General features: G+C 64.5%; 28 protein-coding genes. 17 read left to right on the forward strand and 11 right to left on the reverse strand.

The genetic code is table 11. From position 1 onward, the window contains the following. Positions 1 to 147 precede the first annotated feature (147 nt). The gene (locus QX041_RS26610) at positions 148 to 1,194 is read left to right on the forward strand and encodes an HD-GYP domain-containing protein (protein WP_316167081.1); all 1,047 of its coding nucleotides are present in this window, start codon (positions 148 to 150) and stop codon (positions 1,192 to 1,194) included. 137 nt (positions 1,195 to 1,331) lie between these two features. Beyond that, on the forward strand, positions 1,332 to 2,567 hold the full coding sequence (locus QX041_RS26615; protein ID WP_316167082.1) for a GNAT family N-acetyltransferase: 1,236 nt from the start codon (positions 1,332 to 1,334) through the stop codon (positions 2,565 to 2,567). Here QX041_RS26615 and QX041_RS26620 read toward each other — a convergent pair. Together QX041_RS26620 and QX041_RS26625 are read right to left on the reverse strand one after the other, a co-directional pair. After that, the gene (locus QX041_RS26620; protein ID WP_315716055.1) at positions 2,545 to 3,210 is read right to left on the reverse strand and encodes a DsbA family oxidoreductase; all 666 of its coding nucleotides are present in this window, start codon (positions 3,208 to 3,210) and stop codon (positions 2,545 to 2,547) included. The two genes, QX041_RS26615 and QX041_RS26620, sit on opposite strands and share 23 nt — an antisense overlap. Positions 3,211 to 3,276: 66 nt before the next feature. Then, positions 3,277 to 4,095, reverse strand: coding sequence for a helix-turn-helix transcriptional regulator (locus QX041_RS26625; protein ID WP_315716054.1), 819 nt, complete (start codon positions 4,093 to 4,095; stop codon positions 3,277 to 3,279). Between the two features lie 100 nt (positions 4,096 to 4,195). On the opposite strand from QX041_RS26625, the gene QX041_RS26630 reads away from it, so the two are divergent. The 3 genes from QX041_RS26630 (at position 4,196) to QX041_RS26640 (ending at position 5,584) form a co-directional block, all read left to right on the forward strand. Continuing rightward, positions 4,196 to 4,420 carry a hypothetical protein gene (locus QX041_RS26630; protein ID WP_316167083.1) on the forward strand — a complete coding sequence of 75 codons (225 nt, stop codon included), beginning with the start codon at positions 4,196 to 4,198 and terminating at the stop codon, positions 4,418 to 4,420. A gap of 27 nt (positions 4,421 to 4,447) precedes the next feature. Beyond that, positions 4,448 to 4,846 (forward strand): hypothetical protein, encoded by a 399-nt coding sequence (locus QX041_RS26635; protein ID WP_316167084.1) that lies wholly within the window; start codon positions 4,448 to 4,450, stop codon positions 4,844 to 4,846. Between the two features lie 120 nt (positions 4,847 to 4,966). Further along, positions 4,967 to 5,584 (forward strand): class I SAM-dependent methyltransferase, encoded by a 618-nt coding sequence (locus QX041_RS26640; protein ID WP_316167085.1) that lies wholly within the window; start codon positions 4,967 to 4,969, stop codon positions 5,582 to 5,584. A gap of 25 nt (positions 5,585 to 5,609) precedes the next feature. Here QX041_RS26640 and QX041_RS26645 read toward each other — a convergent pair whose 3' ends face one another. Next, on the reverse strand, positions 5,610 to 6,275 hold the full coding sequence (locus QX041_RS26645; RefSeq protein ID WP_315753117.1) for an SET domain-containing protein: 666 nt from the start codon (positions 6,273 to 6,275) through the stop codon (positions 5,610 to 5,612). A gap of 200 nt (positions 6,276 to 6,475) precedes the next feature. On the opposite strand from QX041_RS26645, the gene QX041_RS26650 reads away from it, so the two are divergent. Then, the gene (locus QX041_RS26650; RefSeq protein WP_410051892.1) at positions 6,476 to 7,045 is read left to right on the forward strand and encodes a hypothetical protein; all 570 of its coding nucleotides are present in this window, start codon (positions 6,476 to 6,478) and stop codon (positions 7,043 to 7,045) included. On the opposite strand, the gene QX041_RS26655 is transcribed toward QX041_RS26650, so the two are convergent. Both QX041_RS26655 and QX041_RS26660 read right to left on the reverse strand, forming a co-directional pair. Beyond that, positions 7,042 to 7,347 carry a hypothetical protein gene (locus tag QX041_RS26655; protein ID WP_316167090.1) on the reverse strand — a complete coding sequence of 102 codons (306 nt, stop codon included), beginning with the start codon at positions 7,345 to 7,347 and terminating at the stop codon, positions 7,042 to 7,044. The two genes, QX041_RS26650 and QX041_RS26655, sit on opposite strands and share 4 nt — an antisense overlap. 45 nt (positions 7,348 to 7,392) lie before the next feature. After that, positions 7,393 to 8,109, reverse strand: a complete 717-nt coding sequence (locus tag QX041_RS26660; protein WP_315716048.1) for a TetR/AcrR family transcriptional regulator — start codon at positions 8,107 to 8,109, stop codon at positions 7,393 to 7,395. Between the two features lie 121 nt (positions 8,110 to 8,230). Here QX041_RS26660 and QX041_RS26665 point away from each other — a divergent pair, with 121 nt between their 5' ends. The 5 genes from QX041_RS26665 to QX041_RS26685 all read left to right on the forward strand — a co-directional run bounded on the left by QX041_RS26665 (position 8,231) and on the right by QX041_RS26685 (position 12,490). After that, positions 8,231 to 9,673: a carotenoid oxygenase family protein gene (locus tag QX041_RS26665; RefSeq protein ID WP_410051887.1), complete on the forward strand. Its 1,443-nt coding sequence runs from the start codon at positions 8,231 to 8,233 to the stop codon at positions 9,671 to 9,673. A 112-nt stretch (positions 9,674 to 9,785) separates the two neighbouring features. Next, the gene (locus QX041_RS26670) at positions 9,786 to 10,370 is read left to right on the forward strand and encodes a hypothetical protein (protein ID WP_316167091.1); all 585 of its coding nucleotides are present in this window, start codon (positions 9,786 to 9,788) and stop codon (positions 10,368 to 10,370) included. A 25-nt stretch (positions 10,371 to 10,395) separates the two neighbouring features. Further along, positions 10,396 to 10,947, forward strand: a complete 552-nt coding sequence (locus QX041_RS26675) for a septation protein IspZ (protein ID WP_315753122.1) — start codon at positions 10,396 to 10,398, stop codon at positions 10,945 to 10,947. A 120-nt stretch (positions 10,948 to 11,067) separates the two neighbouring features. Then, entirely contained in the window at positions 11,068 to 11,364 is a 297-nt protein-coding gene (locus QX041_RS26680; RefSeq protein WP_315753123.1) for a hypothetical protein, read from the forward strand. 967 nt (positions 11,365 to 12,331) lie between these two features. Beyond that, positions 12,332 to 12,490: a hypothetical protein gene (locus tag QX041_RS26685; RefSeq protein WP_316167093.1), complete on the forward strand. Its 159-nt coding sequence runs from the start codon at positions 12,332 to 12,334 to the stop codon at positions 12,488 to 12,490. Positions 12,491 to 12,513: 23 nt separating this feature from the next. Here QX041_RS26685 and QX041_RS26690 read toward each other — a convergent pair whose 3' ends face one another. Next, on the reverse strand, positions 12,514 to 13,395 hold the full coding sequence (locus QX041_RS26690; protein ID WP_316167094.1) for a hypothetical protein: 882 nt from the start codon (positions 13,393 to 13,395) through the stop codon (positions 12,514 to 12,516). A gap of 495 nt (positions 13,396 to 13,890) precedes the next feature. Between QX041_RS26690 and QX041_RS26695 the strand changes: the two genes are divergently transcribed. Beyond that, positions 13,891 to 14,409, forward strand: a complete 519-nt coding sequence (locus tag QX041_RS26695) for a hypothetical protein (protein WP_316167095.1) — start codon at positions 13,891 to 13,893, stop codon at positions 14,407 to 14,409. Between the two features lie 278 nt (positions 14,410 to 14,687). Then, complete coding sequence (locus QX041_RS26700) at positions 14,688 to 15,206, forward strand: hypothetical protein (RefSeq protein WP_316167097.1); 519 nt, start codon at positions 14,688 to 14,690, stop codon at positions 15,204 to 15,206. Between the two features lie 130 nt (positions 15,207 to 15,336). Here QX041_RS26700 and QX041_RS26705 read toward each other — a convergent pair whose 3' ends face one another. After that, positions 15,337 to 16,017, reverse strand: coding sequence for a DUF429 domain-containing protein (locus tag QX041_RS26705; RefSeq protein ID WP_316167098.1), 681 nt, complete (start codon positions 16,015 to 16,017; stop codon positions 15,337 to 15,339). 255 nt (positions 16,018 to 16,272) lie between these two features. Then, positions 16,273 to 17,928 carry a fumarate hydratase gene (locus QX041_RS26710; RefSeq protein WP_316167099.1) on the reverse strand — a complete coding sequence of 552 codons (1,656 nt, stop codon included), beginning with the start codon at positions 17,926 to 17,928 and terminating at the stop codon, positions 16,273 to 16,275. A gap of 116 nt (positions 17,929 to 18,044) precedes the next feature. On the opposite strand from QX041_RS26710, the gene QX041_RS26715 reads away from it, so the two are divergent. The 4 genes from QX041_RS26715 (at position 18,045) to QX041_RS26730 (ending at position 20,159) form a co-directional block, all read left to right on the forward strand. Then, positions 18,045 to 18,728, forward strand: coding sequence for an alpha/beta hydrolase (locus QX041_RS26715; protein ID WP_315753127.1), 684 nt, complete (start codon positions 18,045 to 18,047; stop codon positions 18,726 to 18,728). Positions 18,729 to 18,831: 103 nt separating this feature from the next. Next, entirely contained in the window at positions 18,832 to 19,149 is a 318-nt protein-coding gene (locus tag QX041_RS26720) for a hypothetical protein (RefSeq protein WP_315753128.1), read from the forward strand. 143 nt (positions 19,150 to 19,292) lie between these two features. Continuing rightward, a complete protein-coding gene (locus QX041_RS26725) occupies positions 19,293 to 19,772 on the forward strand; it encodes a hypothetical protein (protein ID WP_315716034.1) in 480 nt (159 codons plus the stop codon). A 162-nt stretch (positions 19,773 to 19,934) separates the two neighbouring features. Further along, a complete protein-coding gene (locus tag QX041_RS26730; protein ID WP_315716033.1) occupies positions 19,935 to 20,159 on the forward strand; it encodes a hypothetical protein in 225 nt (74 codons plus the stop codon). A gap of 42 nt (positions 20,160 to 20,201) precedes the next feature. Here the strand turns inward: QX041_RS26730 and QX041_RS26735 are convergent, their stop codons facing one another. From QX041_RS26735 to QX041_RS26745, 3 genes are read right to left on the reverse strand one after another with little or no spacing between them, the layout of a single operon-like run. Then, positions 20,202 to 20,642: an SRPBCC domain-containing protein gene (locus QX041_RS26735; RefSeq protein ID WP_316167100.1), complete on the reverse strand. Its 441-nt coding sequence runs from the start codon at positions 20,640 to 20,642 to the stop codon at positions 20,202 to 20,204. After that, positions 20,642 to 20,968: a metalloregulator ArsR/SmtB family transcription factor gene (locus tag QX041_RS26740; protein ID WP_316167101.1), complete on the reverse strand. Its 327-nt coding sequence runs from the start codon at positions 20,966 to 20,968 to the stop codon at positions 20,642 to 20,644. The genes QX041_RS26735 and QX041_RS26740 overlap by 1 nt, the downstream gene beginning before the upstream one ends. A gap of 59 nt (positions 20,969 to 21,027) precedes the next feature. Continuing rightward, positions 21,028 to 21,732 carry a glutathione S-transferase gene (locus QX041_RS26745; protein WP_316167102.1) on the reverse strand — a complete coding sequence of 235 codons (705 nt, stop codon included), beginning with the start codon at positions 21,730 to 21,732 and terminating at the stop codon, positions 21,028 to 21,030. Between the last annotated feature and the right edge of the window lie 69 nt (positions 21,733 to 21,801).

Consider the following 21,801-nt stretch of genomic DNA (forward strand, 5'->3'; position numbering starts at 1 on the left):
GCAGGAACGGGCTACCACACCGGTCGCCGATTGTTAGTTCTTAGCTAACGCAAATCCGCAACCGCACAGCGAACGAATGGCTCAAATTTAACAATTCCTGCGGAACATCGGGGCCTAAACGCGGAATGACCCTGGACCTGGTTTTCCATGAACGTTCACCTCGTCGGCGATGACACGGCCAAGCTCGCTATGCTTCGCGGCATGCTGGCCGAACGCTGCTCGCTCACATCTGAACTGATCGGTGATGCCGACTTCAAAGGCGGCGATATCGACGCGATCGTCGTGGCCGCCGATCTGCGCCACGTCGACAACATCACCGCATTGAAGGAGATCTCCGAGCGGCTCTCGCGTATTCCGCGGCGGATCTTCCTGACCAACAACAAATCCCGTCTGTCGACGGTCCAGGCCTATGCGCTCGGTGCGACAAGTGTATTGTCGAGCACGCCGAGCCGCAATCAGTTGCTCGGAAAGCTGCTCGATGTGCGTCCAGGTTCTGCGGCCAAGAGCATCGCGGTCGACGACCGACAGGCCGCATTTGCCGGCGCGTCCTGCATCGCCTCGATGTTTGCAGCCGTGCTGGGCGGTGCAGCGATCGACGTCGAGGAGACCCGGCGGGCGGGCAAGCGGATCGCCGACTGTATAGCGGAAAACGGTCTGTCCGATTGGCTTGCCACCGTTCGCCGCCATCACGAAGGCACCTATCAACACTGCCTGCTCGTGACCGGCATCACCGTGGATTTCGGCTTGAGCCTCGGCGTTCACAGTTCCGATCTGGAGCGTCTCTACATGGCCGCGATGTTCCACGACATCGGCAAGGCCAAGATCCCGCTCACCATTCTCGACAAGCCGGGCCGGCTCGACGTCAAGGAACGCACGCTGGTGGAAACCCATCCGGTGGCCGGTTACGATGCACTAAAGGACAACGCAGCGATCACCGACGAAGTGCTGAAGGCGGTGCGCAACCATCACGAATTTCTCGACGGCAGCGGCTATCCCGATGGGCTGATGGCCGACAGCATCCCGGACCTGACGCGCATCCTCACCATCTCCGACATCTTCTCGGCGCTGATCGAATATCGCAGCTACAAGCCGGTGATGACGCGCGAGAAGGCCTACGAGATCCTCCAGGGGATGGAGGGCAAGCTCGAGAAGCCGCTGATCGGCGCCTTCCGCAAGGTGGCGCTGATCCGCTGACCGCATCAGGCGACGTGCTGAACCGGCCGTTAACGCATCGATTCGAATTGTCTGCCAACGGCAAGTGTCTCTTGTCAGCTTTGCGCTAGTGTCGCCCGCGGTGTGGGTTGTCCGCGCCGCGAGGGGACCATCGGGACGTGGCCGAGATCATCGATCGCGCGATTGCGACTGCTTCATCGACGGCAAGGAACCAGCAGGCCGGTCCGCTCGAACGCGTGCGCGCCGCTGACCTGGTGCCGCTCGATACCGTTTCACCGCAGGCGTGGCAGGATCTGGCGGAGCATGCGCGGGAGCCGAACGGCTATTACCTGCCCGGCTGGGAACGCGCGGTGAACGCCACGGCGCGCGGCCGCACCGGAACATCGGCGCTGTGCGCATGGGATGACGATCAGCCCTGGCGTCTCATCGGCCTGATGCCCACGACCTCTCTATGGCATGCCTGCAGGCTTCCCCTGCCCGCGCTCGCCAGCGGCCATCCCTACGGCACGCTGTGCACGCCGCTGCTCGACGGAAGGAGCGCGGAGCGGGCTGCGGCGCAACTGCTCGACGCTGCGCGACGAACAGGCGCGCGCGCCCTGCTGCTGCGAGACATGTCGCTGGCAGGCTCCGTGATGCAGGCGTTCGAGGCGGCGCTTCGTCGCGGGCATCTGCGCCCGCGCGTGCTGCAATCCTATGAACGGGCCCTGCTCGATGCGAGCGGGGACGCCGACACGGTGCTGCATGATGCGCTCGGCGCCAAAAAGCTGAAGGAGTTGCGCCGCCTGCGACATCGGCTGGCCGAGCATGGCGACGTCCGCTTCGAGGTCGCGCGCTCTCCCGGCGACGTCTCCACCGCGCTGGAGACTTTTCTGGTGTTGGAGGCGAGCGGTTGGAAGGGGCGTCGCGGCACTGCGCTGATCCAGCACGACGGCGACGCGGCGTTCATCCGACGCGCTGCACCGGCGCTGGCACAGCACGAGGCCTGCGAGATCATCAGCCTCATGGCGGGCGACACCACCGTCGCCGCAGGCGTCGTATTGCGGCATCAGGATCGCGCCTTTTTCTTCAAGCTCGGCGTCGACGAGCGCTTCGCGAAATACTCGCCCGGTGTCCAGCTGACGCTCGACCTGACGCGGCACCTTTGCGCAGATCCGAAGATCAACGCCGCCGACTCCACCGCCGGTCCCGACCATCCCATGATCAACCCGATCTGGCGCGAACGCCTTGCCATCGGCGACGTGATTATCCCGCTCTATACGCGCGATCCGGTCGTCGAGCTTATTCACGGCGCATTGACTGCGCGACGCGAAGGCCTCGCCGTGGCACGCCGCGCGGTGCACGCGGTCCGCGCCATCCGGAAGCGCCGGCCGACTACTCAGCCGCCTCGGCGTTGACCTCCGCCGACACCTGCCGGATGGCGCGCGCCAGCATCTGCGGATCCTGCGCACCGGAGACGGCGTATTTCTGCGCGAAGACGTAGGTCGGCACTCCGGAGATGCCCTTCTCTGCCGCCTCCTGCGCCTGGGCCGAGACCAGCGCCACATCCTCGTCGGTCGCCAGCATCTTGCGGACCACCTCGGCATCGAGCCCGCACTCTGCTGCGGCCTGTACCAGCACCTCGACATCGGTCAGATCGCCGCCGTCGCGGAAATACAACTCCATCAGCCGCTGCTTCATCTCGGGCGCCTTGCCGATCTCGCCGGCCCAGCGGATCAGGCGATGACAATCGATCGTGTTGGGCTGACGGGCGACACGATCGGGATGATAGCTCAGCCCCTCCTGCTCAGCGGCCGCGACCACGCGGCCTGCGATGCCCTTGTAGGCTTCGACCGATCCGAACTTGGTCGTGAGGTACTGCTCGCGGCTGATGCCCTCGCGCGGCACCCAGGGATTGAGGAAGAACGGCCGAAAGTTCACCTCGACCGGCACGTCAGGCACGAGCTTCAGCGCCTCCTCGATGCGCTTCTTGCCGATGTAGCACCAGGGACAGACGACATCGGAGACGACATCGATGATCAGCGGCTTCAAGGTGCTCATGCGCGTGCCTCCAGGTTCCCATGGCTGCGCCCAAGATAAGCCCGCGCACGGCCAACACAAGCGGGGTCACGGCGAGGTAACCATCTCCTTCAGCCTGAGCGCGGTGAGCTCATCGGCCGGAAAGAAGGTCTCCAACGCCAGCTCCGACAGCGTGATATCGACCGGCGTGCCGAACACCATCGTCGTCGAGAAGAAGCTCAGCACATCATCGCCGACCCGAAGCCGCAACGGGATCGCGACGCTGTCGGCCGCGAGCGGCGCCGATCGCGCGGGGATCGGATAGGACTTCAGCTCCTCATAAAGCTTGAGCAAGCCGGCATCGGCGGTCGCCTCGCATTGCCGGTGCAGTCTCTCCAGCAGATGGCCGGCCCATTCGGCAAGGTTCACCGTCCGCGCCGCCAACCCCTCCGGATGCAGCGCCACGCGCAGCACATTCAGGGGCGGCGCAAGCAGCCGCTCGGAGACACCGGACAGCAGCGGCGCGATCATCCGGTTCGCCGCGACCAGGTTCCAGTGCCGGTCGATCGCGAGCGCAGGGTTGGGCTCGTGGGCCTTGAGCACGAGGTTCATCGCCTCGCGCGCTTGCTTGAGCGCCGGATCATCCAGCGGGCGCTGCTGGAAGGCGGGCGCGTAGCCGGCCGCCACCAGCAGAACGTTGCGTTCGCGCAGGGGCACGTCCAGTCGCTCCGCCAGTTTGAGGACCATGTCGCGCGACGGCGCGGCGCGGCCGGTTTCCACGAAGCTCAGATGGCGCGCCGAGATCTCGGCATCGAGCGCGAGATCGAGCTGGGACAGATGCCGGCGCTGCCGCCATTGCCGCAGGTGCTCGCCGACATGAACGGGTCTGGCGCGGTCGGCGCGCGCCGAAGCAAGCTGTGCATTCATGAGCCAAGACCTATCACGCTGACGTCAGCACCTCCATGACCTGCCAGGTAATCGAAATGCCTCCCGGCGCAGGTCATCGTCCTCACCACAGGAGATGACGATGAGCAGGCAGCGCAATCTCGAGACCCTTCCGTTCACCGCCGCCAGCCAATGGCTGGCGGGTCTCGCGACATCGCTGCTGGCGCGCTCGCTCAACATGCCGGAGCCGCTGCTGTACGTCACGGGCAGCCTCGTCTTTGCACAGGTGTACGCGATCGAGACGAGAGCAGCGCGCACGCTGCGCCCGGCGCGCCTGCGCCGTCAGCTCCTGGCCTGGTTCCGTTGAACCGCCCCCAACCGAAGGAGACCCGACATGATCACCTCATCCGCCCTGCTCCGCCGCGCTCTGCTCGCCGATGCCGCCTTCAGCGGCGTTGCCGGGCTCGCGCTCACCTTCGGCGCCTCGCTGCTGGCGGCGCTGCTGCAACTGCCCGACGCGCTGCTGCGCGAGACCGGCCTGTTCCTGGTCGTCTACGCGAGCTTCGTCGGCTGGCTGGGCTGGCGGCCGGTGGCGCCAAGGCCGCTGATCGTTCTGGTCATCGCCGGCAATGCGGCGTGGACGGTCGGCAGCATCGCGCTGCTGTTTTCGGGCCTGGTCGCACCGAACGTGCTCGGCGAGATCTTCGTCGCAGTGCAGGCGCTGGGCACCGGCCTATTCGCCGAATTGCAGTACATGGGCTTGCGCCGGAGCACCGTCGCGGTCACGGCCTGACCGGTGGTGAGCGCCGGGCTTCATGATCGAGCGGCCCGGCGCTCACGGCCAAACCGATATTTGGGCATGCGCGGCGAACGCATCTTCTGCATAATCGGAGATCGACGGGAGATCGGAGCGATGCAGCCTCAGGTGATCGGAACGGAAGGCTACGCCACCGAGGCCGAGGATCTCTTCGTGCGCTACGAGAGCATCCCGTCGGAACAGGTTCATGCCGCCGTGCTCCATCTGCTGCCCAACGCGCCCGCGCGCGTGCTCGACATCGGCGCGGGCACGGGCCGCGACGCCGCCTGGTTCGCGGGCCTTGGACATCGGGTGGTGGCCGTCGAGCCGACCGAAGCACTGCGCGTCGGCGCCATGCAACTGCATGCCTCGCCGGCGATCACCTGGATCGACGACAGCCTTCCGGAGCTCGCCGTGCTGGCCGCTCGTGGCGAGCAGTTCGACCTGGTGATGCTGACCGCCGTCCTGATGCATCTCGATGAGGCACAGCGGCGACGCGCGCTTCCCAACATCGCGGCGCGGATTGCTCCCGGCGGACTGCTGATCATGACGTTGCGGCATGGTCCGGTGCCGCCGGGCCGCCGGATGTTCGAGATCGCGGCCGAGACGATCGTTGAGCCCGCGCGGCAGCTCGGGCTGACGCTCCAGCTCAATCGGCATGGCGAGTCGCTCGGCGCGGAGAACCAGGCGGCCGGCGTCACCTGGACGACGCTGGCCTTCGGGAAGCCGTCCTGAGAGATCCGGACACGAGCCGATTGGATCAGGCCGCCTTGGCGCGGCTGGTCTGCGTCTTCGCCGGAGTGGATTTGGTCCTGCCACGATTGCCGGCAGCCGGCCGCCGGGTCTTGGCTTTGCCGCGAGCCGCCTCGCCCGATTGGGCTCTGGCCTTGGGCCGCTGCTTGGCCTTGTCCTTGACGAGCTTCTCGGCCTTTTTCTTCGCCTTCTTCTCGGCCTTGCGCACGTCCTTCGCCTTCACCTGCGCCCGCTCGGCGCGCGCCTCGGCCTTCTTCTTGGCCCGCTTCTTCTCGCAGGCGTCGCATTTGCAGCCGATCGGCTTCAGATAGGCTTTGAAGTAGTCCGTGCCGTAGTCGTAGTTGATCTCCTCGCCGGGCTCGATGTTCTTGATGGCCCGGATGAAGATCTTCTTCTTGCGCGGCTTGACGTCGGACTCGGCGTTCGGCTTGCAGGAATGATTGATGTAGCGGGCGACGTTCTCTCGGATCGAGCCGTCGATGGTCCAGCGCTTGTCGAGCTCGAACAGATATTTGTTCTCGATCGCGTCCTCGTCCGCCTTCTTCGAATCCAAGAGCGGACCGAAATAGCGGATGATCTTGGTGCCCTTCTTGATCGGCTGGGTGGCGAACAGACCAAGCCCCGTCTTGGAGCGGCCGATGCGATAGGGTTTGGATTGCGGAATGACAGGCATGAGTGATGAGAAGACATGGACCTCGCGAGGCCGCCGTTCTAGGATAAATTCGCGACGATGTCAGGTGTTTCCCGCCGCCGTTTCGCGCCGTCCCCAGTTTGCAGCGTCCTGCGCAGGGACGAATTCCGGTCATCAGGGGCCCTCGCATGTCCGAATTCCTCCCACATCGCGTCGTGGCGCGACGAATCGGTGTCGCATTGATGCTCTGCACGGCGTGGATCGGACAGGCGGCTGCAGAGACCATCGCCAGCGCCTATACATCGGCCGCCGCCAAGGACTGCCGCACCATCGGCGGCAAGCAGGAGGATGACGGCTCGACTGAGACCTGCCCTGGCAAGGACGGCCTGATTCTGCTCGTCAACGAAGGCGATCTTCGCCAGACCGTGTCTGTGGGGCGCAATGTCCGCGCGGCCGCCAAGGAGCCGGCTGCTCAGACCTGGTTCGGACCGTTCAACTCCGCCGGCAACGCTGTCGAATGGAGGCTGGCTGACGGCAAGCCGTTCGCGATCATCCAGCGCTGGCAGATCGCCGACAACGACGATCAAGGCAGCAAGGGGCCGAAGGACAAGCCGATGCTGGTGGTGACCCGGCTGCCGCCCGGACCAGTGTGTCATGTCGCCTATGTCGACGCTGCCGCCAACTCCAATGCCAACGAGCTGGCGCGGCAGGCGGCTGACCAGACGGCGCGAGGCTTTGCCTGCGGCAAGGACAGGGTGAAGATCGTCGGCGCGCGCGGCCGGGCCGTCGATCTGGCGTTGCCGCCCAATTAGCGCGCCGACTTCCGTCCGGACTTTGCGGTCTTGCGCACGGCGGATGTGCGCCTGCTCGCCGTCTTCGATGCGCCCTTCCCGGTCTTCGATTTCGCCGCCCGCTTGCGGCCGCTGGTCTTGGTCTTTGCCGCCTTCCTGGCCGCGACGCGCATATTGTCGACCAGGTTGGGATAGCGCCGCCCGGCCCGACGGGCGCGCGCCTTGGCCGCCGCCTTTTCGGCCGGGGTGAGACGGGTGGAGGCCTTGCCGGCGCGCTTGCGCGGATTGGCCCTGCTCCAGGGAGCGCGTGGGGTTCGTGCCATGCGTTGCCAACGCATGATCCCCCACCCGGTTTCCGGTGCGTCGAACTACGCGCCCGGCGGCAGCTTCGGCACGGTGGCCCGGAGCATCGCCTCCAGCAGCGATTCGGCCGTGGTGCCCGGCGGCGAACGGCGCAGAATGTCGGCAAGGCGGCCGTCGAGCAGCAGCATCGTGTAGCCATGCACCAGCGACCAGGCGCGGGCGATCGCCGCCGACTGATCGAGCGACAATTCCTCGTCACCGACCGGGCCTTCGCTGCGCGCGGCGACCGACCCCGCGAGTCCGGCAAACGAGGCTTCCGCGGCCTCGTGCAGCGAAGGGCGCGAATAATCCAGACGCTCGGTGCGGAACATCAGTCCGTACATGCCGGGATTGGCCTGTGCGTAGGCGACATACGCGCGGGCCCGCGCCATCGCCCGCTCGATCGGCGTGCCGGGCTGCTCGCCGGCCGCTTTCATCGCCGCATTGAACCGCGTGAAGCCGATCGCCGCGAGCTCGCTGACCAGCCCGGTGAGATCGCCGAAATGATGCGTCGGCGCCGCATGCGACACGCCGGCCTCGCGCGCCACCGCGCGCAAGGTGAGTCCGGCCAGCCCGTCGCGCTCCAGCACGCGCTCGGCCGCTTCGAGTAGCGCATCGCGCAGCGCGCCGTGATGATAGGGCGCCGCCGGCTCGCCCGCGCTCACCGCGCGGCGCGACCGCGTCCGGGCCACCGCCGTAGCCGTCCGGTGCCTGCTCAGTCTTGCCTGTTCGATCTTCGTCATGCCTCTCCTTATACAAGCAATTTTGACAGCGTAAAGATTAGCCTTGACCTGCAGGCGCTCGGCCGGTAGCTTTATCTTTACATCGTAAAGATAAAGCCGGATGCAAGGGGAAGGAAGCGCCATGAATGGACAGTCGATGATCGGACCGTTGCACGACACAGCCCGCCAGCGCCCCACACCGCGCGACAACATCGCGCCGATCCCGTTCGAATGCGACGCGCCGTTCCTGAACGTCACCGGCGAACTGCCACGTGAGCTGAACGGCACGCTCTATCGCAACGGCCCCAATCCGCAATTCGACTCGCCGGGTTCGCACTGGTTCGTCGGCGACGGCATGCTGCACGCGTTCCATCTGGAGAACGGCCGCGCGTCCTATCGCAACCGCTGGATCCGCACCCCGAAATTCGAGGCCGAGCGCCGCGCGGGGCGCGCGCTGTTCGGCGGCTTCGGCCGCAGGCTGCCGGACGCGCCAGCCGAGGTCACCGATGGCGGCGTTGCCAACACCAACATCATCGCCCATGCCGGCCGCCTGCTCGCGCTCGAAGAGGCGCATCTGCCGACCGAGATCGAGCCCGGCACGCTCGCCACCCGCGGCTATCACGATTTCGGCGGCCGCCTGCGCGGCGCCTTCACCGCGCATCCGAAGACCGATCCGGTCACCGGCGAATTGCTGTTCTTCGGCTACAACGCCGCCGGTCCGCTGACGCCGGCGCTGTCCTACGGCACGGTCGATGCGGCCGGCAAGCTGACGCGTCTCAATCGTTTCGAGGCGCCCTATGCCAGCATGGTGCACGACTTCATCGTCACGGCCAATCACGTGCTGTTTCCAATCCTGCCGCTCACCGGCAGCATCGAGCGCGCAATGTCCGGCAAGCCGCCTTATGCCTGGGAGCCCGACAAGGGCGCCTATGTCGGTGTGATGAAGCGCAGCGGCGACATCAAGGACATCGTCTGGTTTCGCGGTGACGCCTGCTACGTCTTCCACATCATGAATGCCTGGGAGGACGGCAGCCGGATCATTGCCGACGTCATGCAGTTCGAGGAAGCGCCGCTGTTTCCGCATCCCGACGGACGTCCGACCGATCCGGCCAAGTCGGTCGCGCGGCTGTGCCGCTGGAGCTTCGATCTCGCCGGCAACACCGACCGTTTCACGCAGAGCTATCTCGACGACCTCACCGGTGAATTCCCCCGCATCGACGACCGCCGCGCCGGGCTCAAGAACGGCCATGGCTGGTACGCCTGCGCCAATCCGGACGGCCCGCTGTTCGTGGCGCTGTCCGGCCTCGTCCATGTCGACGGCGCCGGCACGCGCCACGCGACGCATCTGCTGCCCGCCGGCGACACCCTGTCCGAGCCGGTATTCGTGCCGCGCAGCCGCGATGCCGCCGAGGGCGACGGCTGGCTGCTGACCGTGGTCTGGCGTGCCGGCTCCAACACCAGCGACCTCGCCGTGTTCAACGCCACCGACATCGGCAGCGGTCCGGTGGCCCTGGTTCATCTCGGCCACCGCGTGCCCGATGGCTTCCACGGCAATTGGGTCGGCGCGGACGAAGCAAGCCATTGATAAAGCTTAGCTAAATATGTTGCTTCACAAAATTTTGACACTGTCAAGATTCGCTTGACCCGGTTCCGCCGGGATCCTACTAATCTTGGCAGTGTAAAGATTGGCGAGTTCTATGACGATCTTCCTCATCCTTGCGCCCTACGGCGTCTACGCGGCGCTGATGATGGTGGTCTCGGCCACGCTCAGCTTGGCCGTGGCCACGGCGATGTGCCTGGTCGTTGTCGCGGTCGACGTCGTCAAGGGACGCTCGATCAAGATTCTCGGCCTGGGCTCGGCGATCGTGTTCGCAAGCGTAGCCGCCTACCTCGGCCTCATCGATCCGACCCTCAGCGCATCCGCGGTGCGTCTTGCGGTCGACTGCGGCATTTTCGCGCTGTCGCTCGGCTCGATGCTGCTGCGCGCGCCGTTCACGCTGCAATATGCGCTCGAGGCCGTACCGCCGGAAACCGCGGCGATTCCGGGCTTCCTGCGCGCCAATTACGTCATCACCGGCGCCTGGACCGTGTCGGCGCTGCTGATGATCGTCGGCAACCTGATGACGCTCTACGTGCCGGGCCTGCCCTATTGGACCGGCCTCGCCATCGCCTTTGCCGCCCGCAATAGTGCACTTTATTTCACGCGCTGGTATCCTGACTACCGCCGAACAAAGGACGTGGCAGCGCAGACTGCCGCCGCAATGTCCGGCCAAAATTCGTGACCGGGGTCTGCTCCAGGAGACGTGCGTGAAAATCGTGTTTGCCAAGCTGATTGCCGACTTCCTGTCGGCCGCGGTGTTCTTCATCCTGTACATCGCAACCGATGATGTCGTGCTGGCCACCGCCGCCGCGGTCGCCGTCGCCGTGGTGCAGGTGGTCTGGGCGCGCATCAGGGGCGTGAACCTCAGCTTCATGGCCTATGCCAGCGTCGGCCTCGTCATCGTGCTCGGCGGCGTGACGCTGTTGACCAATGACCCCCGCTTCATGTTCGCCAAGCCCGCGATCGGCCATTTCGCCATCGGGCTGATCATGCTCAAGCGCGGCTGGATGCTGCGCTACGTGCCGCCGATTGTGTCGGAGACCATTCCGGAATACGTCACCATCGCCGGCTATGCCTGGGCGGCGCTGATGTTCGCGCTCGGTCTCGGCACGATCGCGGTCGCCATGACCGGCGACATCAAGCTGTGGGTGCTCTACATCACCGTGGTCGCGGGCGGCGCCAAGGTCGCGGCCTTCGCGCTGCAGTTCATGGCCTTCCGCTTCGTGGTCGCCAACCGCCTCAGGGCGGCGCGGGCCTGATCGCTGCATCCGATCGCCGCAATGGGCTTACGCGCAAAGATGCGCTATAGGGGCGGCCGAACGCATCCTCGAGGTCGTTGCCTCGAGGTCCGCAAAATCGCAATGCCAGGAGAACGATCGATGGCTGTGGACGGCAACTGGAATCTGACCTTGAACACGCCCATGGGCGAGCGCAGCGCGACCCTGAGCCTGAAGAGCTCGGGCGCGACGCTGACGGGGACCCAGGCCGCGGAAGGCGATTCCGCCGAGATCTTCGACGGCACCGTCAACGGCGACGACGTCGCCTGGAAGGTCTCGATCACCAGCCCGATGCCGCTGACGCTGGATTTCAAGGGCAAGGTCGCCGGCGACACCATCTCCGGCGAGATGGGCATCGGCTTCATGGGCAGCTTCCCGTTCACCGGCGCGCGGGGCTGATCGCTATTCTTTTGCGTGGGCACGTCGCATCGACACTCTCCGCTGTCGTCCCCGCGAAAGCGGGGACCCATACCCGCAGGGAGTGGTTCGAGGCACGCTGGCAATTGGCTTTTCGCCCGTCACGACGGCCGCGGCGTATGGGTCCCGGGTCGGCGCCACGATCGCGCTGTCGCGCGCTCATGGCTTGCCCGGGACGACACCGATTTTTAATCGCAGCAGTCCCGCTTCACATCTCAAACAGCCCGGACAAGCGGACGCAGCCTCGCGGCTGATAAGGCCCGAGTGATGCAGCGGCATGTCCCTCTCCAAATGCAGAGGGCGCAGGGAAGGCCAGGCGTCGGCTGACGCCTGCGGCCCGCCTGCGAAAGAAATGCAGGCGGCAGGTACCACAGGTGCAGCCGGAAACGCCCGGCCTTCCCTGCGCGATGGCTTCACGCTTATACGCAGTCTCCCTGGTGCGCCGGCTTGTTGGCCACCATGATCCGCGCGATGCGCTCAGCACCGCACGAACGTGACACCAGCTTCGGGGTGTCAGGACGCTGCGACTTCGCGTCCGCGCCAAGCCGTTCGTCCGCGTATCCGAAGACACGCTGCGGCTCCATCGCGGCCATCGCCTCCCCGCCTCGCGTGTCGTGACGATCGCGCGCAACGCCCCTCCGCAGTGAGGCGGGACGGCGAGATAAAATCACGATTTCCGAAAAATCGCAAGCGATTTATTTTTTCCGGAAACACACGACGGCTTCGCCTCCCCGGCCGGCATGACGCAACACGCTCTCCTCCGTCGTTCCGGGGCGTGCGCAGCACGAGCCCGGAATCCATCGCGCTGCAATGCGCCCGGCGAAATGGGTTACGGGCTCGCCGCACTGGGTGATGTCCGTATTTATCCCCTGATGTCCTAGTTTGATTTTGGGAGTGTCCTAAGTTGCCTTATGGTTGCGCCCAAGACGAACCGCAATCGGAGCGCCAAATGTCAGCTTGGAACGACTTTTCCGACAGCGAAAAACTGGCGTGGCTAAGGTCGAGGCTAGCCAAGCTTGAACAGTCTTTGGGTGCCCTTACCCACCACGTTGAGGAGATTGGCAACGCGGTGGAAGAGCTTGAAGCCAAGCAGCAGGGTACGAAGTAGGCCACCTCAGTTGGCGGCCTACTTCATTGTGTCTTGGGCTTCAATAGCTCCAGAATGCCTTCGTATCGCACAAGCATTTCTTTAAGCGTCTTGAGGCCATCGGCATCAACAGTTGCAGCAATCTCTAGCCGCCCATCCTTCAAGAGGACGCTGATGTCTGCGTTACTATTCACAGCGTCCGTGACCACAGGCGGTGTTGGCGTGATCGGTTTGGGTGGTGGGGCGGCCACAACACTCACTTCATTCATTGGAATACCCGTCAAACTGCCGTGGACGCGAAGATGGTTACCATCTTCGGAAATCCACATAACCCGAGCCGGGGGATCTAACTGATCGACGCCACCTGATGTCCATTGAACGATATCGCCCAATTTCACCTTCGGAGCTGGCGGGTCATCCACCTTAATGCCCAGATCAAGTTCAGGAATCTTATCATCACCCTTGAGGTTCGCAAAGGCGATATTTTCCTTGTAAATTCCCAATAATGCCCGCGCTGATTGCTCGCTCAGACCGCGGTCCACCTTGAGATGACTTCGCGCCAAAGTATCCGCTGGTGGCTGAGCCCCCCAAGCATTCCATAGCGAGCGCATCATAGGCGGCTTGCGCGCGAAGCCTTGAAGCAACTTATTGCGCGGCTCGTCCCGCTCGTCACGGAAGTAGGCTAGCGCATCCTTGGAGAGTTGAATTTTTCCCGGCTGCGGTGCCAAAAGCAATCCATAAGCTTTCAGCGCCGCGACCGTTTGATGGCCGCCGCTGCTTTTTTCGCTGTATCCCCAAACCGAGAACGCACCAGCGATGGACATTTCGCCGCCGCGCTGGTCGGCGCCGTAAAGCTCGCTCGCCCGACCTATTGCCTTCTCCACGTTGATAAAGGGGAAGCGCTGCCCCGATTCCACGTCAGCCATAGTGCCCTCCTGTCGGAGAGACATATATCCGACCCTTGCGTTCCGTGCCAGACTGAAATTCAAAACTTAAGGGAAAAAATTTCATACACCCTTGACGGAAGATTTCAGGACATGCAGTATGCGCGGGCTGGAATGGAGACTGACATGTTCAGGAGGGTTTGAGCCCCCGATGCGCTAGCCGAGCTAGGGGGCGGGAGAAAAGGAAGGGCCGCTGCGCTACCCCTGAGAAAGGAACGCAAGCGGCCCTGCAATCGGCTCTAGTTTTCAGGGCTCGTCTAACGGCAGGACACCCGCCCCTACAAGCGTGGAAATGCCGGTCCGAATCCGGCGCCCTGAGTCACCGAATAAGTGGGACCGCTTTGGTTGCAGCCTCAGCGATCCCTAGCCACCCACCCGAGATTGCGCCCCGGGCCGATGACCAAATCAGAATATACGCTTTGCAGAGCGTGTTTTCCAGAGTCGCCCCAGGCCAATCCAAACGAGGATTGCGCCCTCATGAACGTTCTTTCCCGCGAACAGCAGATCACCATCATTGCCTGCCTCACCGAAGGCCAGAGCATCCGCGCCACTGAACGCCTGACTGGCATTCACCGCGACACCATCATGCGCCTTGGCGAGCGCGTTGGGCGCGGCTGCGCCGAACTGCACGACCGCATCATGGTCGGCATCCGCACCGGCCGGTTGGAACTGGACGAAATTTGGGGCTACGTCGGCAAGAAGCAAAAGCGCGTTGAGCGCCACGAGCTGGCCCACAAGGGCGACCAGTACACCTTCGTTGCCCTGGCCTCCTCCGCTAAGGCGATCATCGCCTATCGCACTGGCAAGCGCGACAGCGAGAATACGGACCTATTCGTGCAGGACCTTCGCCAGCGGGTCAGTGCGCGCACTTGTTTGTATTTCGCCCCCTGGCAGGCATCGAAGCCATCAACCGTGAGGCGGGGACTTCCTATATCCATCGCTACGGCTGCCGCAATGGCTCAAGCGGTCATCGTTGCGGTCGCGATCGGAATCTGATTGGATCACCTAACTCACATTCGAGCTAGGAATTGGGTAATCATAGTCCAACCTGCTTCATTGGAACTACAATGAGATATCTCTTACTTCTTTCGGTACTACTTTCCGGTACCGCCGCGGCAGAGGCCGCTCCGCAATCGAGTTGCGCAGCCAAGTTTATCGGTGACTGGCGACACTCAGGCAGTGGCAACAGAGGTACGCTACTCCCTGACGGCAGAGCATTGTGCAGCGAACACCCGGCTTGTGTCCAGGGTACGTGGACCTGCTCGGGAAACGTGTTGACCTATACGAACAGCGCGGGGACATGGAACTACACGCTCGAGCCGGACGGAAAGTCCATGTCCACGAATGGCGGGGCCGCCACCGCTGTCCGCATCGGAGCGGTACCGGCAAACGCTCGTTCCCGGGATCTTGGCTCTGCAGCGAAGAATGTGACCGCTGACATTCTCGGCGTGGACAGAACGCAGCCGAATCCGGCAGCAACTCCCATTACCAAGCCCGTTGCCGAGCCATCATCAAGCGTAGTTCGACCGCCGCGGACAGTCAGTTCGGCCCCACAATCAGATCCAAGCCAGTGCGTGGTAGAGAAGGCGTGGCCGAAAGCTCCTGGGGTCAACTGGTACAGCCTGAAGAACAGCTGCAAGCGGCGGGTGACGTTGGATTATGACGACTGCGACCTGAATCTCAGCACGAACATGGTTCAGTGCTCAACAAAGACGCTCCCTCTTGCACCACGCAGCGAATTCGGCCCGGTGCCCAACCACAAGCACCCGCTCAACGCACGCGATTTCCGCTAGCAGCATCTCGAAATTCGACGGCCTAGCCCTATGCAGGGATAAGCGGAAACCCGTCCGTTGATCGCTTACCCCATGTACGCCAGCCCTCCACGCTGAAGCAGGTGTGGGACAAACTTGGCCGGGCCGCCCCTCAAAACCAGATCTGCATCGGCACGCCATGCGCGTCGCGCGGCGCAGCTTCTTCCGGTACGCAGCCCGCGCAGTCGCGAGCGGCCAGCGCGACCGCGCAGGCGTCGAGGACGTCGTCGGGCTTGGCACCGGTGCCGATACGGGCGCGGGTCATCCAGTCGTCGATGGCGGCGAAGCCTGCAGAAACTAACAAGTCGCGCCGCAGCCTGACGCCATGTTCCGTCTTCTTCGACGGCAACGGCGCGCCGTGGAGGCGCAGGAACACCAGTTCGGGATGGGCCTCGCGGATGTCGCGGTCGCGATGCGCACGGACGAAGGCGTCGACCTCCATGATCTTGCGGCCGAGATGCCAGAGCTGACGCGAGGCGCGCGTCTGCCCGCGCCGCGACGCCTCGATATTGGCCTCATCTGGGTCCTTGTAGTTCTCCCACAGCCAGCGCCGCGCGCCGGTGAACACGCGCGAGCGATGCGGCGCGAGTTTGTCGCGCGCGAGCTTGTCGCAGGTTCTGTTGCCGCCGTCGGTCATGCCGATGGGGATGTCGATCGCGGCGCGGGTAAAAGGAGCCGATAGTGCCGTCGAAACGTCGGCGGGAAAGGCGATGTCGCGCCGGTCGCCTGCAATCGACACCGCGACCCAGCCGCGGGAGAAGCCGTCGAGACCGATGATGCGGTTGGCGTGCATTACATCAGACTACCAGTTGCTTCGTTCAGCATCGTGCTCCTCTTGCCACGAACGCACGCTGAGTCCCACGGTAGTCGGAGCCGAGCTGGCCCCACAACAGCAGTGAGCTCCCCTCCCCCTTGCGGGGAGGGGAGCGCACCGTCGGCGTGCGAATTCGGTTGCCACGCTACGCGCTCAGGCGAGATGGGCCTCCCCCAAACACCAACGGCCGGGATCGCTCCCGGCCGCCGCAACAAACATCACGCCCGGCTCACCTCAGCCGAGGTTCAGCTCCTTGAAGAAGTCGTTGCCCTTGTCGTCGATGATGATGAAGGCCGGGAAGTCCACCACTTCGATGCGCCAGATGGCTTCCATGCCGAGCTCGGGATATTCGACGACCTCGACCTTCTTGATGCAGTGCTCGGCGAGGTTGGCCGCGGCGCCGCCGATCGAGCCGAGATAGAAGCCGCCGTGCTTCTTGCAGGCCTCGCGCACCGCCGGCGCGCGGTTGCCCTTGGCGACCATCACCATCGAGCCGCCGGCCGCCTGAAACTGGTCGACGAAGGAATCCATGCGGCCCGCGGTGGTCGGGCCGAACGCGCCGGAGGCGTAGCCGTCCGGGGTCTTGGCGGGGCCGGCGTAGTAGACCGGATGGTTCTTGAAGTAGTCCGGCAGCGGCTCGCCGCGGTCGAGACGCTCGCGCAGCTTGGCATGCGCGGCATCGCGCGCGACGATCATGGTGCCGGTCAGCGACAGCCGGGTCTTGATCGGGTTCTTCGACAGAGTGGCAAGGATGTCCTTCATCGGCTGGTTCAAGTCGATTTTCACGACCTCTCCGCCAAGCGCCTGCTCGACCTCCGGCAGATACTGCGCCGGATGATGCTCGAGCTCCTCGAGATAGACGCCGTCCTTGGTGATCTTGCCGAGCACCTGGCGGTCGGCCGAGCACGACACGCCGAGACCGATCGGCAACGACGCGCCGTGGCGCGGCATGCGGATGACGCGGACGTCATGGCAAAAGTACTTGCCGCCGAACTGCGCGCCGACGCCGAGCGACTGCGTCATCTTGTGGATTTCCTGCTCCATCTCGAGATCGCGGAAGGCATTGCCATCCGGGGAGCCCTGGGTCGGCAGCGCGTCGAGATAACGCGCAGACGCCAGCTTCACCGTCTTCATGCACAGCTCGGCCGAGGTGCCGCCGATCACGATGGCGAGGTGATAAGGCGGGCACGCCGCGGTGCCCAGCGTCAGGATCTTTTCCTTGAGGAACGCCAGCAGCCGGTCCTTGGTGAGCACCGAGGGCGTCGCCTGGAACAGAAAACTCTTGTTGGCCGAGCCGCCGCCCTTGGCCATGAACATGAACTTGTAGGCGTCCTCGCCCTCGGCATAGATCTCGGTCTGCGCCGGCATGTTGTTGGCGGTGTTCTTCTCCTCGTACATCGACAGCGGCGCGACCTGTGAGTAGCGCAGGTTCCGGCGCAGATAGGCGTCGCGCGCGCCTTCGCTCAGCGCGGCCTCGTCGTCGCCATCGGTGATGACGTTGCAGCCCTTCTTGCCCATGATGATCGCGGTGCCGGTATCCTGGCACATCGGCAGCACGCCGCCGGCGGAGATGTTGGCGTTCTTCAGGAAGTCGAGCGCGACGAACTTGTCGTTGGGGCTGGCCTCCGGATCCTCCAGGATGCTGCGCAGCTGCTTCAGATGGCCGGGACGCAGAAAGTGGTTGATCTCGCCGAACGCGGCTTCCGACAAGGTCCGCAGCGCCTCCCGCGACACCACCAGCATGTCGCGGCCCAAGACCTTCTCGACCCGCACGCCGTCGGTGGTGATCTTCTTGTAGGGCGTGGTGTCCGGCCCGAGCGGAAACAGCGGCGTGTGCTTGTAGGGCGGGACGGGCTTGGACTGGTCGGGAAAGGCGGTGGGCGCGTTCATGGCGAGCTCGTGGGGTTCTAGAAATGGCCGCCCAAAGCGGTCTTGACAGGTCTGATACGCTACCCGTCGGAAGCCTTGCAAGACATGTCTCGGCACAGCGGCAGAGGGGTACGATCATGGCAAGTTTTGTCCTGATTCCAGGAGGTTGGCACGGCGGCTGGATGTACGCTGCGCTCTCGGCCAGGCTCCAGCAGGCCGGCCATGACGCCTATGCGGTGACCTTGAGTGGATTGGAGCAGACACCGGCCCGCGCCGCCCATGCCGTCAATCTCGACACCCACATCGCTGACGTCATTGATCTGCTGACGATCGAGGACCTGTCCGAGGTCATCCTGTGCGCGCACAGCTATGGCGGCATGGTCGCGACCGGCGTCGCCGACCGCGTGCCGGAAAGGCTCGCCGCACTGATCTATCTCGATGCCTTCGCACCCGAGAACGGCCAGTCATGGTGGGATCTCGCCGGTGATGCGTATCGCCGGTTCGTGATCGAACGTGCCGGGCATGACGGGCTGACGGCGCTGCCGCGCGAAGGCTCCGATCCGCGCCGCCGGCCGCATCCGCTCGGGACCTTCATCCAGGCCCTGAAGCTCCACAGTCCGGCGCCGGCGGCTCTGCAGCGCACCTTCGTCTACGCCAGCGGATGGAGCGCGACGCCGTTCACCGCGCAATATGAGCGGCTGCGCAACGATCCCGCGTGGCGCGTGCACGCATTTGCGTGCGGGCACGATGTCGTGCAGCACGCACCCGACGAGACGTTCGACCTGCTGATCGAGACGGCCCGCGAGGTCGCCGCAACATGACGCCGCGACCGGCGCAATGTCGTACGGCGAGATCAATTGCGATCCGTCGCCGAATTATGTAACCTTAGATTGTTGACCTATTCATTTTCCTCCTGGAGGCGTCATGAAACGAGGTCTCTTCGTTGCCATCACAATTGCTCTTGCCCTGATCACCATGGCCCCCGGCAGCGCCGGCGCGGTCGGTCCCGGTCGTGCGTGCGGCGGATTTGCCGGCATCCCTTGCAATGCCGGTCTTTATTGCGAATTCCCGGCCGGCCAGTGTGGCCGGTTCGACATGATGGGTGTCTGCCGCCGAAAGCCGACGTTCTGCAATCGCATCTACATGCCGGTGTGCGGCTGCAACTTCCAGACCTACGGCAACGACTGCGAGCGCCGCGCCGCGGGCGTATCGCTGTCGCATCCGGGCCGCTGCTGGTTCTGACGAAGCGATCGCGCCGCTGCCGCCGGTAGGTGACCGCGGCCCGTCAACACGCGGTCACGTCGGCCGACGATCTTGTGCGGCCGCGGCGCATCGCGCTTGCATGACCTCCGCGCGCAGGCTTCAATGGCGCGGGGGTATTTGGAATGCAGTCATCGCTTTGCTCATTTGGCCGCTTGGCCGGTTTTGTTTTTCTCGTTGCGTTGAGCAGCGCGCTGCTGCCGCAGGCCGCGCAAGCGGATCGCTGTGACGACCTCGCCAAGGAATTGAAGAACGGCATCGACGGCGTCCGGATCGGACAGACCGCGGCGGGCACCGTCTATCTCGCCCATCCCAAGGCGCGCGAGATCACGCTCGGCTGCTCATCGAAGAACGTCAGCAATCAATTGTTCGGAAAATCCGAGCGCAAGCCGACGCCGGCCTTCATCGAGCTGATGGCGAGCGCGGCGGCGATCGTGTTCACCTTGCCGAAGGACGACATGCAGCGCGGCGTCACACGCTGTTACCGCCGGCTCGGGATCTTCCGCGGCGACGACGTCGCCAGCCGCTACCGCCGGCTCGACATGCGCTGCGCCCGAACCAAGACCGAGTCCTCGATCACGATCAGCCGCAGCAAGGACCAATAGGCCGGGGTGAAGCGATAGCCCTGTCGCTTCTACGCCGGCGGCAGCGATCCGTTCACTATTCGCCGCGCCACCGACAGTTGCAGACAATTCGAACGATCTGATTGACGAAGTTTTCGTGAGCGATGGCCACGCTTGTCGCAACACCAAGCGAGGAGCTGGACAATGTCCGTTTCGAGCGTTTCGTCGTCATCGCCGCCGCCCTCACCGCCGCCGATCTCGACCGAGACGACCAAGCCGCAGACCCAAGACACGCAGGCGCGGAACCAGACGCAGCAGAGCCAGGCCGTCAATCCCGCCAAGACCGGCGACGAGGCGGCCGCGGAGAAGCAGGCCTCGCGTCCGCCGCTGCCGCCCGGCCAGGGCACCCGCGTCGACATTCTCGCCTGACGATCCCACACCCTCAGGCCAACTTCGTATAGCGGCGGCGCCTCAGGCATCCGCCGCTATACGTGTGATGGCATCGCCGATACGACTCCATCCCTGTCCCATAATGTCGAACTGAAACTTGTTGCCCGGGAAGACGAAGCCGTCATGGACCATCCGCAGATGCGTGCCGCCCTCGGCCGGCGTCAACGTCCAGGTCACGACGCTGTCGAGCCGTAAGCCGTAGGCCGGATTGGAGTCCGAACCGCCCTTCCAGGAATAGCTCAGCAGATGCGGCGGCTCACAGGCGAGCACCTCGCAATGAACGACGCCATCCCAGTCGCCCACCGGCTTGGTGCGGAAGGTGAAGCGATGACCGGTGGCCGCGACGAAGTCGTTCGGCATCAACCATTTCGCGATCAGGTCGCTCGTGGTCAGCGTGCGCCAGATCTTGTCGGGCGAATGGGGCAGATGCTTCTCCACCACGATCGCATGCGTCTCACCCATCACTCGGTCTCCTTCAACAGTGCCTCGAGGCCGGCAATGCGCTCATGCCAGAATGCGCGGTAATGACCGAGCCAGTCGACCAGCGGCGCCAGCCCTTTTGGCGCGACGCTGTAATAGTTGTGGCGGCCGTCGCGCCGTTCGCTGACCAGTCCGGCGTCGCGCAGCGCCTTGAGATGCTGTGAGATCGCCGGCTGCGATACCCGTGAGCCCTGCACCAGGCCGGTGGCCGCCACCTCCCCCTCGCGCGCGATGCGCTCGAACACGGCCCGCCGCGTCGGGTCGGCAAGCGTCTTCATGACGGATGTCAACTGGGCTTCGACGGTCATGCGGAATGCATAAGTCAACACTTATACATTGTCAACGGGTGGCGCCGCGGAGCCTCGCCTCACGCATCCAGCGCCTTGTAGTGGCGGAAGATGCCGTCCTCGTTGAAGGCGATGCGGCGCTCGCTGCCGAGATAGGCTGATATGTTGGGCCTGCTGGCGACGCGGTCATGCAGCGCGATGAGGCTCGGGATGTTGCGCTCGAACGCCCTCATGCGCTTCGGGAACGCGTAGCGCAGGCCGGCGACGATCTGGAACAGCGACAGGTCCACATAAGTGAGCCGGCGCCCGGTGACGTAGGCGCCACCGCTTTTTGATAGGAGCTGCTCGAAATAGCCGAGGAATTTCGGCACCCGCTCGCTCCAGAACTCGGCGGTGCGTTTCCTGGCCGGCGCGCGCTGTTCCTCGTAGTACAGCGTCGGCCCCAGCGGATGATGCGTGTCATGGATCTCGACCACGAAGTCGGTCACGGTGAGCTGCAGCTGATGCACCCAGAGCTGGCCGGCTTCGGCCTTCGGCGCGAGCCCATGGCGGCTGCCGAGAAACAGCAGGATGTTGGCGGTCTGGCCGATGACGCGGCGGCCCGCTCTCAGGAACGGCGGCGCGAAGGGCGGCGTGTCGCTGACCGCCTCCATCATCGCCGTCATCGTACCGATGCCGTCCTCGCGCGCGACGTCGCGATAGGCGGCGCCCGCCTCCTCCAGCGCGAGACGCACATATTCGCCCCTGCCCTGGATCATCGGCCAGTAATACAGCTGATAACGCATGGGCCCATCCTCGTTGCCTGTTCATCGCGGCACGCCACTATAACCACGCGCAAAGCAAAAGCGCCGCGG

Origin of the sequence: Bradyrhizobium sp. SZCCHNRI2009 (genome assembly GCF_032485115.1) — a bacterium.
GTDB lineage: Bacteria > Pseudomonadota > Alphaproteobacteria > Rhizobiales > Xanthobacteraceae > Bradyrhizobium.

Coding starts and splice junctions, on each gene's coding strand:
- QX041_RS26610 (WP_316167081.1), top strand. CDS start 148: ATGAACGTTCACCTCGTCGGCGATGACACGGCCAAGCTCGCTATGCTT.
- QX041_RS26620 (WP_315716055.1), bottom strand. CDS start 3,210: ATGAGCACCTTGAAGCCGCTGATCATCGATGTCGTCTCCGATGTCGTC.
- QX041_RS26625 (WP_315716054.1), bottom strand. CDS start 4,095: ATGAATGCACAGCTTGCTTCGGCGCGCGCCGACCGCGCCAGACCCGTT.
- QX041_RS26630 (WP_316167083.1), top strand. CDS start 4,196: ATGAGCAGGCAGCGCAATCTCGAGACCCTTCCGTTCACCGCCGCCAGC.
- QX041_RS26635 (WP_316167084.1), top strand. CDS start 4,448: ATGATCACCTCATCCGCCCTGCTCCGCCGCGCTCTGCTCGCCGATGCC.
- QX041_RS26640 (WP_316167085.1), top strand. CDS start 4,967: ATGCAGCCTCAGGTGATCGGAACGGAAGGCTACGCCACCGAGGCCGAG.
- QX041_RS26645 (WP_315753117.1), bottom strand. CDS start 6,275: ATGCCTGTCATTCCGCAATCCAAACCCTATCGCATCGGCCGCTCCAAG.
- QX041_RS26650 (WP_410051892.1), top strand. CDS start 6,476: ATGCTCTGCACGGCGTGGATCGGACAGGCGGCTGCAGAGACCATCGCC.
- QX041_RS26655 (WP_316167090.1), bottom strand. CDS start 7,347: ATGGCACGAACCCCACGCGCTCCCTGGAGCAGGGCCAATCCGCGCAAG.
- QX041_RS26660 (WP_315716048.1), bottom strand. CDS start 8,109: ATGACGAAGATCGAACAGGCAAGACTGAGCAGGCACCGGACGGCTACG.
- QX041_RS26665 (WP_410051887.1), top strand. CDS start 8,231: ATGAATGGACAGTCGATGATCGGACCGTTGCACGACACAGCCCGCCAG.
- QX041_RS26670 (WP_316167091.1), top strand. CDS start 9,786: ATGACGATCTTCCTCATCCTTGCGCCCTACGGCGTCTACGCGGCGCTG.
- QX041_RS26680 (WP_315753123.1), top strand. CDS start 11,068: ATGGCTGTGGACGGCAACTGGAATCTGACCTTGAACACGCCCATGGGC.
- QX041_RS26685 (WP_316167093.1), top strand. CDS start 12,332: ATGTCAGCTTGGAACGACTTTTCCGACAGCGAAAAACTGGCGTGGCTA.
- QX041_RS26690 (WP_316167094.1), bottom strand. CDS start 13,395: ATGGCTGACGTGGAATCGGGGCAGCGCTTCCCCTTTATCAACGTGGAG.
- QX041_RS26695 (WP_316167095.1), top strand. CDS start 13,891: ATGAACGTTCTTTCCCGCGAACAGCAGATCACCATCATTGCCTGCCTC.
- QX041_RS26705 (WP_316167098.1), bottom strand. CDS start 16,017: ATGCACGCCAACCGCATCATCGGTCTCGACGGCTTCTCCCGCGGCTGG.
- QX041_RS26710 (WP_316167099.1), bottom strand. CDS start 17,928: ATGAACGCGCCCACCGCCTTTCCCGACCAGTCCAAGCCCGTCCCGCCC.
- QX041_RS26715 (WP_315753127.1), top strand. CDS start 18,045: ATGGCAAGTTTTGTCCTGATTCCAGGAGGTTGGCACGGCGGCTGGATG.
- QX041_RS26720 (WP_315753128.1), top strand. CDS start 18,832: ATGAAACGAGGTCTCTTCGTTGCCATCACAATTGCTCTTGCCCTGATC.
- QX041_RS26725 (WP_315716034.1), top strand. CDS start 19,293: ATGCAGTCATCGCTTTGCTCATTTGGCCGCTTGGCCGGTTTTGTTTTT.
- QX041_RS26730 (WP_315716033.1), top strand. CDS start 19,935: ATGTCCGTTTCGAGCGTTTCGTCGTCATCGCCGCCGCCCTCACCGCCG.
- QX041_RS26735 (WP_316167100.1), bottom strand. CDS start 20,642: ATGGGTGAGACGCATGCGATCGTGGTGGAGAAGCATCTGCCCCATTCG.
- QX041_RS26740 (WP_316167101.1), bottom strand. CDS start 20,968: ATGACCGTCGAAGCCCAGTTGACATCCGTCATGAAGACGCTTGCCGAC.
- QX041_RS26745 (WP_316167102.1), bottom strand. CDS start 21,732: ATGCGTTATCAGCTGTATTACTGGCCGATGATCCAGGGCAGGGGCGAA.